At 35.6% G+C, this 14,122-nt stretch carries 8 protein-coding genes and 2 pseudogenes; 2 read left to right on the top strand and 8 right to left on the bottom strand.

Features of this window, described 5'->3' with window-relative positions; all coding sequences use genetic code 11:
* The first annotated feature begins 42 nt into the window (after window positions 1-42).
* A complete protein-coding gene (locus B5X47_RS04440; RefSeq protein WP_013360356.1) occupies window positions 43-1,626 on the top strand; it encodes an ABC-F family ATP-binding cassette domain-containing protein in 1,584 nt (527 codons plus the stop codon).
* A 122-nt stretch (window positions 1,627-1,748) separates the two neighbouring features.
* Here B5X47_RS04440 and B5X47_RS04435 read toward each other — a convergent pair whose 3' ends face one another.
* The 7 genes and pseudogenes from B5X47_RS04435 to B5X47_RS14085 form a co-directional block, all read right to left on the bottom strand.
* A complete protein-coding gene (locus B5X47_RS04435) occupies window positions 1,749-2,615 on the bottom strand; it encodes a radical SAM protein (RefSeq protein WP_079589006.1) in 867 nt (288 codons plus the stop codon).
* A 14-nt stretch (window positions 2,616-2,629) separates the two neighbouring features.
* Window positions 2,630-2,947, bottom strand: a complete 318-nt coding sequence (locus tag B5X47_RS04430) for a YbjQ family protein (RefSeq protein WP_013360351.1) — start codon at window positions 2,945-2,947, stop codon at window positions 2,630-2,632.
* Window positions 2,928-3,158, bottom strand: coding sequence for a hypothetical protein (locus B5X47_RS04425; protein WP_013360350.1), 231 nt, complete (start codon window positions 3,156-3,158; stop codon window positions 2,928-2,930). Before B5X47_RS04425 ends, B5X47_RS04430 begins: the two co-directional genes overlap by 20 nt.
* A gap of 1 nt (window position 3,159) precedes the next feature.
* Window positions 3,160-5,226, bottom strand: coding sequence for a sensor domain-containing diguanylate cyclase (locus tag B5X47_RS04420; RefSeq protein ID WP_079589005.1), 2,067 nt, complete (start codon window positions 5,224-5,226; stop codon window positions 3,160-3,162).
* A gap of 38 nt (window positions 5,227-5,264) precedes the next feature.
* Entirely contained in the window at window positions 5,265-7,592 is a 2,328-nt protein-coding gene (locus B5X47_RS04415; protein ID WP_079589004.1) for a bifunctional diguanylate cyclase/phosphodiesterase, read from the bottom strand.
* Window positions 7,593-7,728: 136 nt separating this feature from the next.
* Window positions 7,729-8,073: pseudogene (locus tag B5X47_RS14090) on the bottom strand (methyl-accepting chemotaxis protein); the annotation flags it as partial.
* 669 nt (window positions 8,074-8,742) lie between these two features.
* Window positions 8,743-9,615 (bottom strand): annotated as a pseudogene (locus B5X47_RS14085) ([Fe-Fe] hydrogenase large subunit C-terminal domain-containing protein); the annotation flags it as partial.
* A gap of 242 nt (window positions 9,616-9,857) precedes the next feature.
* Between B5X47_RS14085 and mgtE the strand changes: the two are divergent.
* The gene (gene mgtE / locus B5X47_RS04405; protein ID WP_143215761.1) at window positions 9,858-11,192 is read left to right on the top strand and encodes a magnesium transporter; all 1,335 of its coding nucleotides are present in this window, start codon (window positions 9,858-9,860) and stop codon (window positions 11,190-11,192) included.
* A 63-nt stretch (window positions 11,193-11,255) separates the two neighbouring features.
* Here the strand turns inward: mgtE and B5X47_RS04400 are convergent, their stop codons facing one another.
* Window positions 11,256-13,685 carry an HD domain-containing phosphohydrolase gene (locus B5X47_RS04400; protein WP_143215760.1) on the bottom strand — a complete coding sequence of 810 codons (2,430 nt, stop codon included), beginning with the start codon at window positions 13,683-13,685 and terminating at the stop codon, window positions 11,256-11,258.
* Window positions 13,686-14,122: the final 437 nt, after the last annotated feature.

Here is a 14,122-nt window from a genome sequence, read left to right as displayed (position 1 = left end):
CTGTGTGTAAATTAACGAAGAATAACTGGAGGAATAAATAAATTGATTAGTGTAACTAACTTGGCTCTTCGCTATGGCGATAAAAAATTATTTGAAGATGTTAACCTAAAATTCACACCTGGTAACTGCTACGGTGTAATAGGCGCAAACGGTGCTGGAAAAACTACTTTCCTAAAAATCCTGTCTGGAGAAATAGATGCAAATGCAGGTGAGGTTCATGTAGCTCCTAACGTGCGTATGTCTGTACTAAAGCAGGATCACTACAGATATGACGAGCATAGTGTCCTTGACACAGTAATAATGGGAAATGCCCGCCTATATGAAATCATGAAAGAAAAAGATGCTCTCTATGCTAAGGAAGACTTCACAGATGAAGATGGAATCAAGGCTTCAGAATTAGAAGGCGAATTTGCAGAGATGGACGGCTGGGAAGCTGAATCTGATGCTTCTTCACTGCTTCAAGGTCTAGGCATAGGAACTGACCTTCACTACAGTCTGCTTAAGGATTTAGAGGGTAGCGAAAAAGTAAAGGTCCTGCTTGCTCAGGCTTTATTTGGCAAGCCTGGAATTTTGATTCTGGACGAGCCTACTAACCACCTTGACATCAAAGCTATAAAATGGCTTGAAGAGTTTTTAATCAGCTTTGACGGAACAGTTATAGTAGTATCGCACGACAGACACTTCCTTAACAACGTATGTACTCATATGGCTGATGTGGACTTTGGAAAAATCAAGCTTTATGTAGGAAACTACGATTTCTGGTATGAATCTAGTCAGCTAGCTCTTTCACTTATGAAGGACCAGAACAAGAAAAAAGAAGAAAAAATCAAACAGCTTCAAGACTTTATCGCGCGCTTTAGTGCCAATGCATCAAAGTCAAAGCAAGCTACATCAAGAAAGAAAATGCTTGATAAAATAAATATCGAAGATATCCAGCCTTCAACTAGAAGATACCCATACGTAGGCTTTACTATGGAAAGAGAAGTAGGAAACGACATCTTAATGGTAGAAAACCTATCAAAGAGTATAGATGGAGTAAAAATCCTAGACAATGTATCTTTTACAGTTAGAAAAGGCGATAAAATAGCATTTTTAGGCGAGAGTGAAATAATGGTAACGACTCTATTTCAAATCCTTGCTGGTGAGCTAGAGCCAGACAGCGGTACAGTAAAATGGGGCGTAACTATTACAAAATCATACTTCCCTAAGGATAATGCAAAATATTTTGATGGCATCAAGATAAACCTAGTTGACTGGTTAAGACAATACTCTGTAGAAAAAGCAGAAACTTATATCAGAGGCTTCTTAGGTAGAATGCTGTTTTCTGGAGAGGAAGCTCTAAAAGAAGTAAATGTACTTTCTGGAGGAGAAAAAGTTCGTTGCATGCTGTCTCGTATGATGCTAAGCAGTGCCAATGTACTAATCCTTGACCAGCCTACAAACCACTTAGACCTTGAGTCTATCACAGCTGTGAACAACGGCCTAAAGGATTTCAAGAGCAACGTATTATTTGCTTCTCACGACCACGAGTTCATCCAAACCATCGCAAACAGAATCATCTACTTGACTGAAACTGGAGCTAAGGACTACATGATGACTTACGACGAGTACTTAGACCAGATATAACTGAATTAACTTAAAAAACATAAGTAAAACTTAATACTTAAGAAAATATTCAGTTTTCTAAGTATAAAAAAAGGATTGCCATAGAGAACTATGTTCTTTATTCTGGCAATCCTTTTTTATATTTACAGACCTCTTAAATACTCGGGTTTAAAATCGTCTTCCTTTAGGGCAGTATCTATTTCATTTAACAGTCTTTGTTTATCTGCGCCTAGTGTCCCTGCAAGAGCTACGTAATTAGAGGCATGGTTAGCTCTGAATATGCAGTTTTTAAGATTAGTATTTTGTATAAATAATCTAAGCTCTAAAAGAACTGCTCTAGGCTCAAGAAGTAAAAATTCTCCACTTTGATAATCTTCATAGAGCTTTGTACCTTCCTCTAGCATAAGAGTAAGAAAGGATGCATATTCTGGCTGCATTTCATTTACTATCCTTGCACATCCTATTGCATGAGCTGCCGAGCCTCTAGGGCCGCCTAGTCCTGATATCATAGTGACAGAGAGAATAAGCCCAGCTTCTTTAGCTTTCTTTCCAGCTTCTAGCATGTCGGCGCTGGCTACCCCTTTATCTATCTTTTGCAAAATAGTATCATCGCCTGATTCTATACCCATGTATAGCATTAGCAGACCTTTTTCTTTTAATAGCGCTAGGTCTTCATTACTCTTTCTCATTATGTCCTGCGGAGTTGCATAGGCACTTATCCTCTCGCGCTCAGGGAAAAGCTCATTTATTTTGTCCAAAATAGCAATAAGCTTATCAGTAGGAAGTACCAGAGCGTCTCCATCTGCCAAAAACACCCTTTTTACTTTAGGATAAACTAATCTAGCAGATTCCAAATCCTCAAATACTTCTTCTAGCTCTCTTATTCTAAACTGCTTATCTTTATACATACTGCAAAATGTACATCTATTGTGAGCACATCCTATAGTCACCTGTACGATTAAGCTCCTCGCCTCGCTAGGTGGCCTATATACCGTTCCTTCATATCTCATTTATTATCCCCTAACTATTTATTGATGAATTTTACTGCGGTTCCATAGGCTATGACCTCTGCAGCTCCTTGCATAACTGCACTTGATGCATATCTAATATTAACAACAGCATCAGCCCCCAGATTATATGCTTCTTCTACCATTCTCTTTGTTGCTATAGCTCTAGCTTCATTCATCATTTCAGTATATGAATCCAGCTCTCCACCAACCAAAGTCTTTAAGCTGTTCATTATGTCACTTCCGACATGCTTAGACCTAATGGTAGAGCCCTTTACAAGTGAAAGCATTTCTAGTTCCTTGCCAGTTATATAATCAGTATTTACTAATATCATCGTCCTCTTCCTCCTTAATTTCTCTTAGCCTTCTAAATAAAGCTATAACCATAGCAAACATAACTCCTATGGATATCGCTCCTATAGACAGCATAAATAGCTTTATTCCAAGTGGTTCAGAAAGGCTCATCCCCTTTAATGTCATTACCGCATATACAAATAAATATACGCAAACTACTATCGTTATAACTATAGGTATTATTCTTTTCAAGCTACTCATCTCCTTTAATACCCATTTCAATCATAGCTACATCACAAATTTTCTTTGTTCTAAGCTTATCCTCAAGTGTCATTGAATGCTTATTTTCTAGGGCATTTCTAAAATCTATTATAGTATTTTTCTTAAAGATTGCACTTTCTGTTATTTTATTACTGTACATATTGCTGTCTGAATCAGTAATTATACTGCTTATCTTCTCCTCTGGCTTATATTTTGTAGCATAGCCAAAGGATATGGAAAGGGAGATTCCTTCAACCTTTTTATCCTCTAGACTTGCTCTTATTCTCTCTATCAAAAGTCCAGCAGCCTCAGCACCAGTTTGAGGAAGAACTATTCCAAACTCATCTCCTCCTATTCTAGAGAAAATATCATTTGTTCTTAGCTCTTTTTTTATACTGCTCGCAGCAAGCTTTATTAGCTTGTCTCCAGTTGCGTGGCCTTTTAAATCATTGGCAAGCTTAAGTCCATTTATATCAGCATATATTATGGTAAGTGGAAGATTCTCCTCTTTGTCTAGCTCAATTATCTGTTCATCAAAATATCTTCTGTTATAGATGCCAGTAAGTGGATCATGATAGCTCATATACTCTATCTTTTCCTGTTTTTTCTTCTTCACTGTATAGTCCCTAAACACTATAACCATACCCGTTATTTTGGATTTCGAATCCTTAATAGGCGAAATGCTGTACTCTATTGGAATCTCTGCTCCACTTTGAGTTCTCATTTTGGCATAGTATTCCTTATTGTAATATTGATTTTCGCTCCATGATTTAGGAAGCCCTACAGCCACCTTGCAGTTATCAGTTTCACTATATATGTCGAAAATCTCTTCTATTTTTCTGCCTACAATCCTATCTTCCAATCTATTTATATGTGCCTTTGCTACCGGATTTACAAACTCGACTATCCCTTTTCTATCCGTTGCTATTACTCCATCTGCAACTGAAAATAGTATGGTTTTCAGCTTTTCTTCCTTGTCCTTAACAGCAATGCTTGCTAGCTTTTCAATGTTTTGTGCTATCTCAACTATCTCATGATTTGAATGATAATATTTGAGCTTTTCTAGATTCTCTCCATTTGATATCTTTCTTATTCTGTTTCCTAGCACTATAAGCGGCCTTCCAAGTCTAGTATTTAGAACTCTACTTTGAAAAGCTCCCAACATCAGTGCAATGATAATGCTAATCACAGCTAGAATAAATATAGTCTGATATAGAGGAAGCAGTACCTCGTGCTTGTTTACTATGGTAACTAAATACCATTCGCTGTCTCCTAAAGCGCTGTAAAAAGCCCATGACGGTTCTCCGCCCTCATCAAAGTTGATTTCTCCACTAAGCGACGGCACTTCAGCTCCAAAATATGAAAAAGTCTTTTGAATCATATTTTGATTAGGGTGAACTAAGATTTTCCCATATCCATCTATAATAAAGCTATATTGGCTTTTGTATAGATTTTTTTCATTTATAATACTGCTCATATTTTCAACTGTTCTATCAATAGAAAGCACGCCTACAAACTCTCCGTCCATACCATACAGCGGAGTACTCGAAGAAACAAGCCACTGCTTAGTGCTTGCATCTTGATAAGCTCTTCCTAGAACTACTTTATTTTCTTTTATATCCGTTGCATGTTTGTACCAAGGTCTCTCTCTAGGATCAAACTCTGGTGGTGATGCCCAGTTATCTATGATTATCCTGCCATTTTCGTAGCCAGAGTAAATGTACATTATATTCTTATCTGAATTATAGTAATCTCTATAAAGTGAGCGCACCTTTGAAACTAAAGCTTCGTCATCACTTAAGCCAGCAGTTCTTACATCTGGATTGTTTGAAAGCACCTGAAGTGTATTTGATATGGCTCTGCTTTGATTTTTAGCTATCATAGCCATATGGTAGTTTGAATCGTGAAGTGCTTGCTTTGCATGATTTACTTGCATGTAATAAATGCTCGTGCAAAGTATGCCACCAAACAAAAGTAAGGTAACCAGTGAAAAAACAACGCCAAGATAAAAAACCTCTTGCTTTATAGAAAGCTTTCTTTTACCTAAATTCTTAATCACTGGGCTCCCCCTCCCATTGATGATTTTTCACACAAAACTTAAGGTAATTTTTTAAGCATTTGTTCTAATACATATGCCTTCTGAGGTTTACTGATGTAATACCCCTGAATTTTATCGCAGCCCATGATTTTAAGTTTTTCCATATGCTCTAGTGTCTCTACTCCTTCAGCTGTTATTGCAACGTCCATAGCCTTTGCCATATTTATTATTGTATCTATGATAGTCATCGCATTACTATCCTCTAGCATATCTCTTACAAAGCTCTTGTCTATTTTCAAGGTATCGATAGGAAATTTTGTAAAGTAAGAAAGTGAAGAATAACCCGTTCCAAAATCGTCTATTGAAATCTTTACTCCTAGTCTTTTTAATTTTAACATAGTTGCTAGCTTTTCGTTTACATTTTCCATAGCCGTAGTTTCTGTTATCTCAAGCTCTAAATACTCAGGAGCTAAATTAGAAAGCTCCAGAGCGATTTTTACCTTGTCCACAAAGTCCGGCTTTTCTAGCTGGTGAACTGATATATTTACAGAAATAGCAGTAAGTCCAAGTCCTTCGTCCTGCCAAGCTTTATTTTGCCTACAAGCTTCCTTTAGAATCCAAAATCCTATATCCTCTATATAGCCTTTTCTCTCAGCAAATTCAATAACTACAGGTATAGGAAGTCTGCCATAGCTTTCATTATCCCATCTAAGAAGTGCCTCATTTGATATTATTTCACTTGTTGTTATATCTACTATAGGCTGATAAACAAGGTAGAACTCCTCTTTTTCAAGAGCCTTTGAAATTGCATCATCTAGCTCTTCCTCTTCTTTAATCATCTTGCTGATGGCTTCATTATAAAATTCATATCCGTTTCCACCAGAATTTTTTACCTTTAGCTTTGCCATGGTAGCTTCGTGAATTACCTCATCGTAGCTGCCTTTTTCCATAGACATTATGCTGGTTCCTATACTAGTTTTAAGTCTGAATCTGTGCTGATTCATATCTATAGGAAGACCACATAGCTGCCAGAGCTTGATTATCCTGTTTTCTAAGCTTTCATAATCTGCTTCCCATAAAAATACTATTATCTCGTCGCCAAAATACCTAGCCACCATCTCAGAAGGCATCTTAAAGTTGAGTATTCTCTTCGAAAGAGTTTCAAGTACTTTATTTCCAGTTTGATATCCACTTATACTGTTTATGCGTTTAAAATCATCTATTGATATTATTGAAATAGAAGCTATTCCATACTCCCCTCTTAAGCCTTCCATTTTGTATGGAAGCTCTAGCATAAAGCTGTTAAAATTATAAAGCCCAGTAACTGGATCTCTATATGTGAGATTTTTTATATGAGAGAGCATCGCATTAAAGCTTTTTCCGGCTTCACCTAGCTCATTATTAATTTTTTCATCCGCCTTTACATTTAAATCTCCATTTGCCGCACGTTCAAAAACCTTCTTAAGATTTTCGATAGGCTTTGATAATGTTCTAGCATAAAGATAAAGAATAAAAGCAACAATAATAAAATATACAAGAGTCATACGCTTGAAAAATGCTATGATTGTGCTTATTTCACTAAAGGCTTCTTCATATGGTATGGATACTATAAATGTCCAGCCAGGAGAGCCTTTTATATTTGAAAATGAAGCCATAAATTTATGTCCCTCTGGACAAGTGTAAATCATCGTTCCCTTTTCATCCTTAATAACTTTATCTATATCCTCTTGATTTGGAATTAAATGAGTTGCTTTAGTATGTATGCTAATATCCCTAGAAGGGTGAGCAACTATATTTCCATTGTCATCTAAAATCCATGAAAATCCGCTTTTCCCTACGTCTATACCACCTACTACTTCATCCCAAAAAGCCGTAGAAAAAACTGCATTAATAAGCCCTACCTTTACACCATCTCTTTTTACTACATGAGATACAGTTATGATTGGGATATTTTCCTCTATGTACGGACTGATAAAGGGATCAGAAATCCAGTAATCCTTATCTCCCAAAATAATTTCCTTAAACTGCTCCTGCTCAGAAATATCTAGCTCTACACCTTTGGTGTTCATCCCTTTTCCTTCTATATCAGAAAAGCTCATGTTTCTATATTTGTCCCCAAGATTTACGCTTGTAAGAAAGTCCATCATTTCATCTTTATTCATATCTTGCACTACATTTGACTGGCTTAACATCTTAACTTGCTCGAGGGCTCCAGTAAGCTCCTTGCTTATTTGGTCTGAGCGCGCAGTAGCTATCTCCAGATACTGAGCCTCAACATAAGGGTTCAGTTTCTCAAGTTGTTTGGTGCTAAAATAAGCTAGGCTTGAAAAAATCAAGACTGCTACTAGTACCAGATATATGAGTATTTGAGATTTAATTGACTTCATGAGTTTTCTCCTAAATCGTAGGTTAAAGTGTATTTACCATTTATTATAACTCATTAATAGTACTTTATGTCTAAAATTATACTATTTTTTACAAAAAAAGGCACCTTTTATAAGGTACCTGAAATAACTATATTCATTATTGCATTTTTTTCGCTTCATCCTTTAGAATCTCTGTAGTCGAGCTTAGTTCCTGCATCGATGCATTCGTTTGCTCTATAGAAGCAAACACATTGCTAACTCTTGAGCCTATCTCGGCTACTGAGTCCTTTAGCTTGTGAACCATATCATCAAAGCTCTTAAGAGCTGATTCTATTTTAATATTGTTATTTTGAGCCTGAGACACTGTAAGTGTAGAGCTTTCAGCTAGCTTTCTAACCTCATCGGCAACTACCGCAAATCCCCTTCCGGATTCTCCTGCTCTAGCTGCTTCAATAGAAGCATTAAGTGCCAGTAGATTCGTCTGATTTGCAATGGATACTATATCCTGAGACATATGATAATAGCTTTCAAAAGCTGATATTAACGACTTCATGCTCCCTAGAGAATGCTCCGATGCAACATTTAAGCTGTCAATCTGCTGGCTTATTTCTGCCAAATCCGAGGTGTTGCTATCTGTTGCCTGAGATATTTCAGCTATTACTTGATTTATGTTTGATATATCACTGTTTAGCTTTTCAACAAAGCGCTGTCTTTTATCAGATAGATGACTGATATTTTCGAGCAAATCTTCTGTCTTTTCATGCTCTATTTCAATCAGCTTCTTGTCCTCTTCTAGAACTTTTTTGTTGTACTGGATGCAGTTTTCTTTTACATTATTTCCTCTATCTATAGCAATTGCCATATGCTCACAGGTTTCATAGCCACAGGCAGCACAGTTTAAGGTTATTTCATCCTTTGTTTCCTTTAGCATGCTTTTATATATAGGAGTTAAATCTTTTTGAGAATAGCTTATGTCCTTATGCTTATCCTCATATGTAACCACAAAATCCTCTAGCTTTAATTTTGCATCAAAACTCTTTACTATTTCTGCTGGAGTCAGTTTTTTAAGCATGTTCTTTCTTCTGCTGTGGATTTCTTCCGTCTTAAGATAAAGCATCTTTTCCATTTCATCGACTCTTATATCATGGTCAGTTGCTGTCCCTCCTATACACCCCTCTGAGCAATTTAAAATATCTATAAGCTGAGGCAAGTACCCAGAGTGTTTATTTATGCTTTCTAGATATTCTTGAGTGAGCTTAGGTCCTTCTATCTTCTTAATATGAAAACCTTTTCCATAAACCTGCTCTACGCTTTCTTTCAGCCCTCCAGGTGAAGGATACCAAAATCCAACAAGACTTTCTGGAGAATCAAAATCAGCCTCCTTATGCCCAGCACCTTCCTTTTCATACAGCTTCATGAGCTCTACAAACGTCACATTGTAATCTATGGATTTATCCTTTTCAAACTCATTTGCTTTTCCTATGCACGGCGAAAGTGCTGCAACTTTCCCAGCAAATCTATCGTATTTCTTTAGATAAACAGCTGTACAGTGCATAGGCGAGCCTATAGGACTGAGGTATTTTAGCAAATTAGGATAGTACTGTTCTATGCTTTTCACTATGACTGGACAGGGCTGAGCTATTACTGTAGATAGCTTCTTATCCTTTATAGCTTTCATGTATAAATATGTAGTTATATCTGCTCCAAAGCTAACATCGTATATGAACTTTACTCCTTTTGATTTTAGCCACCCAAACACCTTCTTGTAGATTTTGGGATAATTGAGCATAAAAGCTGGAGCGACAATCATCGCAATGCTAACTCCACTAGCTAAATCCTTCATAAAGCGTTCACTGTCATCTATATAGCCTCTAGCATCATGTTCACATGCTTTGATGCATTCTCCACATACTACGCAGTACTGATTATCAACGACGATTTTTTCGTCAACTACCTTGTTTGCAAGTAACTGGGGACATACCCTGATACACTTGTTGCACCCTATACATTTATCGATATCCGTAGTAATAATTTCCCTTGCCATTCCTACCACACTCCTACTATATGACCTTATTCATATTATAAATAAATATTCGATAAAATCCACTACTATTTGAATATTTATTCAAATTATTTTTTGTTTCTTTATAACTTCAGGATTTATTATTACATATTTGCAAAAGCTCCCTTCTCATTTATAATCTAAATTGCTAGACATACGCTTTGTAAAGCTTTAAAATAAAGGAAAATCAAGTAATATATGCAAAACAGAAAGTTGGTGGTATTGTGGAGGATAAAAATCAAATACTGGAGTTCATCTTAGAAAGTCCATTTGAAACTATATTGGAACAAATAGACGAAATCCATCCCGTAGATTTTCTAGAAGCATTAGGAGAATTTGACGATGATCCACTCATAATACTAGAAAAGCTTCCAGACGAATATGTAGCCTTACTGCTAGATTATGCAGAGGACGATGAAAAATTCAATTTGCTTTCTCTATTTTCTAAAAATAGACAAGCTCAGATTATATCTGAAATGTCTTCAGATGAGCTAGTCGACTTACTTGGAACCCTAGATGAAGATGAGCAAAATGAAATAATCACTAATATGAACACTGAGGAAGTGGAGGAAGTAAAAACCCTTCTATCCTATGACCCCGAGTCTGCCGGCGGTATCATGGCTACAGAGTTCATATCCATAAAAGAAACAGATACAGTAAATGAAACCATAAACTACCTTAGAACTATGGCTCCCGATTCAGAAACTCCATATTATATTTATGTAGTTGATGACCTAGATGTACTAAAAGGGGTAGTGCCTCTAAGACAAATCATAGTATCTACTCCAGACACTCTCATAAAAGATATTATGATAGAAAATATCATAAGTGCTCCTGTAGATATGGATCAGGAAGAAGTCAGCCATATATTTGAAAAATACGGCTTTATGGCTATTCCTGTAGTAGACCATAATGGAGAAATCCTAGGTATAATAACAGTCGATGACGTAATGGAAATAATGAAAGAAGAGTATACAGAGGATATGTTCAGACTTGCTGGACTAGATGAAGAGGAAAAAGTAGCTGGTACCGTCATAGGAGCTATCAAATCTCGTCTCCCATGGCTTTTAGTAAACCTCGTAACAGCTACCCTAGCTGCTAAAACCGTAAGTCTTTTCGAAAATACTATCGCTCAGATAGTAGCTCTTGCTACCTTCATGCCTATGGTTGCAGGTATGGGAGGAAACGCAGGCTCTCAGACACTTACATTAATCATAAGAGGTATTGCCATAGGGGAAATTAGCTATGAAAATCAAGCTGATATCTTAAAAAAAGAAATAGCTATAGGAATCATAAATGGACTTTGTCTTGGATTAGTAGTTGGAGTACTGGGATATTTCTGGGTAGGCAGTCTTGTCTTTGGCTTTGTAATCGGAACTGCAATGCTACTTAACCTCATAGTAGCTACTATATCTGGATACCTAGTTCCAATTCTGCTAAAAAAAGTAGGCATAGACCCTGCTCTAGCCTCTGCTGTATTTGTAACTACTGTAACTGATGTTCTAGGCTTTTTCTTTTTCCTAGGACTTGCAACAATAATGCTTCAATACTTGATATAAAAAAAGCCATAAGAACTAGAAATCAAACAATACATTTCTAATTCTTATGGCTTTTACTATTTATTAGCTTTTATCAAATATTTTTAAAAAAGCAGTCACCACTTCTGGATCAAATTGTGTATTTGAATTTTTCTTTATTTCTTCGATAGCCATCTCCTCAGTTAAAGACTTCCTATATGGTCTTTGAGCTATCATAGCTTCAAAAGCATCTGCTACTGCTATTATCCTAGCTATCAGAGATATTTGACTTCCTTTTATACCCTTTGGATATCCCTTTCCATCAAACCTCTCATGATGTTCGAGGACGCACTGAGCAAGCGATGAATACTCATCAACAGACTTTAGAATATGATATCCACTTTCAGGATGTCTTTTTATCTCGTCATACTCTTCTTCTGTTAATTTGCCAGGCTTATTTAAAATATCTTCTTTAATCGCTATTTTGCCTATATCATGAAGTAGTCCAGCTAGCTCTATCTCCTTTACTTTCTGAACACTTAATCCCATAGATACGCCTATCTCTTTTGCCCACTTTGCAACCTCTACAGAATGTCTTTTTTCTCTCTCGTTCTTCTCACTTAGGGTCTGCATGATTATATTTACAGTTTGATTTCTCATACTTTGGCTTTCAACTATTTTCTTTCTGAACATGTGATTCTCAGCTTTTATAAGAGTGTCTCGTATAGATTGATTTTCATCAGTCCTAACTTGCCATCCAGCTGATATTGATATAACTATATTTTCTAATCTTTCAGCACTTACTAGCCCATATAGTTTATCAACAATATATTCAGCCTCTTTCTCGTCAGTATTTGGAAATACCATTAAAAATTCATCTCCACCTACTCTGCATGCAAAGCCTCCTTTGGAATCACACGATATTAGATTTTTAGCTACTTTTTTTAATAATTCATCTCCAATATGATGTCCAAAAGCATCATTTGTAAGCTTTAGTCCATTGACATCAACCATAATAATAGCAAGAGGCAAAAACTCACTTCCACTTAGCTTTTCAATTTGCTCCTCATAGTACCTTCTATTGTAGAGTCCTGTTAATTGATCCTTGTATGTTAGCTTTAGAATATATTCTTGTTCTTGCTTTTCTGAAGTAATATCTCTTGAAATAGCTAGTACTTCATTATCATTACTTTTTACCATTCTCGCTTCATAGGTTCGCTCTGAGCCATCTATATTAATATTATATTCAAATTTTTGCAGCTGCCCTGTTGCTATAGTTTTAGTAATACTCATTATAGCTTTTTCAGAAATATCAGGAGGCATAACCTCACTTATATTTTTTCCTATAAACAAATCTTTGCTTAAAACAAGTCCAGCTTCATCATTTGTTTGGCAATCAATAAAAACTCCTTTTGAATCATACATGAAGATTATGTCGGGTAGTACATTTATTATAGCAGCATTTCTCTTTTGGCTTTTTTCAAGTAATAGCTTGCTTTCAAGTAAATCACTAAAATAAACCTCAGTCTGAGCAAGCCTTGCATTTACTGCTTTTCTGATATTTTCAAAAGGGTCACGTTTTAACTCTTCCAGTCTATAATTTATATTATCTGTGACAGATATCTGTTTTATGTCATTTTCCAATGTATACGCTGGTTTTATTATGATTTTATTTTGAATAAGGAACATTATAAGCAGTAACCCTACTAGAAATATAACTGAGATAATTAAGATATTTCTCCACTGTGTATCATAATAGTTGTAGCTTTTTATTGGATTGAATACACCTACATATAAATTTGTTCCATCAATTTTGGATATAGAAACATAACCCTTTTCATTATTTAGAGTGGCTTCTGCTACTGAAGTTCCTATGCTTGATATATTGCTTGATATTTTTAAAGAAGTATCTTCAAGAATTGATTTTCCACCATCTTGTGTTCTAGATTTAGCAATGAGTTCAAGCTCTTCATTTAGTATAAAGAACTCCCCATAAGAGTCATCTTGAACTGAAATCATATCTACGATTGAATCCAATGATAAATCAGCCCCTAAAACCCCTATAACTTGACCTTTATTACTATACACAGGTTTTGCAATAGTAATGATATGCTTCTCACTGGTCGCATTTAAAAATACATCTGTAATAACTAATTTTCCATGATTTATCGCTTTTACATACCACGGTCTAGTTCTTAAATCAAAATCCTCTGGCGGAATCCATCCACTTCCATTTACAAGTAAATTATCTGTTGAACCAAAATATATCGATTCAATATTGCTATTTTTATTCAGCATTGCCTTCATGTAATCTAGCAATTCATCATAATCCAGCTGACGTTTCGACTCCATATATGTACTTAAATTATTGATTATTTCAGACTTTTTTTCTAATTGTGAGCTAATACTAGTTTTATAGTATTCGTTTTCTATGGTAAGATTTTTTTCTATCTCCTCAAGTAAACGTGTATCAAAAGTCTTAAATAGACTAAATATTAATCCTATCGCAATAAGAGCGGCTATAATGGTATACAAGTATAGCTTTATAATAAACTTTTTTATGATATATCCTCTCCTTTTCAAAAATTTTAATATACATTTCAAATATATATAGTATTCTAGTTTTATAACTTTATTCTCAAATCGTATCTTTTTTTCAAGTTATTTTTTCATTATAACTTTATATATTATTCACAAGCAAGGAAAATAAAACTTTATACTCAAATAAGCAACAAAAAAAATAGTACTTTATGCCAGTACTATTTTTTTATTGAAGATTTCAAGTATCTTTTAAACATATACAACATAATCTTCAAATCTACCCCCTCACTCATGAGTGGCTTTTCAACACTTCCTTAAATATAGATTTTGAGATTTCAATCTACGCCCCTGCGTAAGGGGCGACGAGGAATAGTTCCTGTAATTCCATCTTCATTATAATTTCAATCCACGCCCCTGCGTGAGGGGCGACA

It is taken from the genome of Acetoanaerobium noterae, assembly GCF_900168025.1.
GTDB classification, from domain to species: domain Bacteria; phylum Bacillota; class Clostridia; order Peptostreptococcales; family Filifactoraceae; genus Acetoanaerobium; species Acetoanaerobium noterae.
The sequence above is the reverse complement of the archived record's forward strand: the minus strand, read 5'-3'. Positions and strand labels throughout refer to the sequence as shown.

Coding starts and splice junctions, on each gene's coding strand:
- B5X47_RS04415 (WP_079589004.1), bottom strand. CDS start 7,592: ATGAAGTCAATTAAATCTCAAATACTCATATATCTGGTACTAGTAGCA.
- B5X47_RS04430 (WP_013360351.1), bottom strand. CDS start 2,947: ATGATATTAGTAAATACTGATTATATAACTGGCAAGGAACTAGAAATG.
- B5X47_RS04435 (WP_079589006.1), bottom strand. CDS start 2,615: ATGAGATATGAAGGAACGGTATATAGGCCACCTAGCGAGGCGAGGAGC.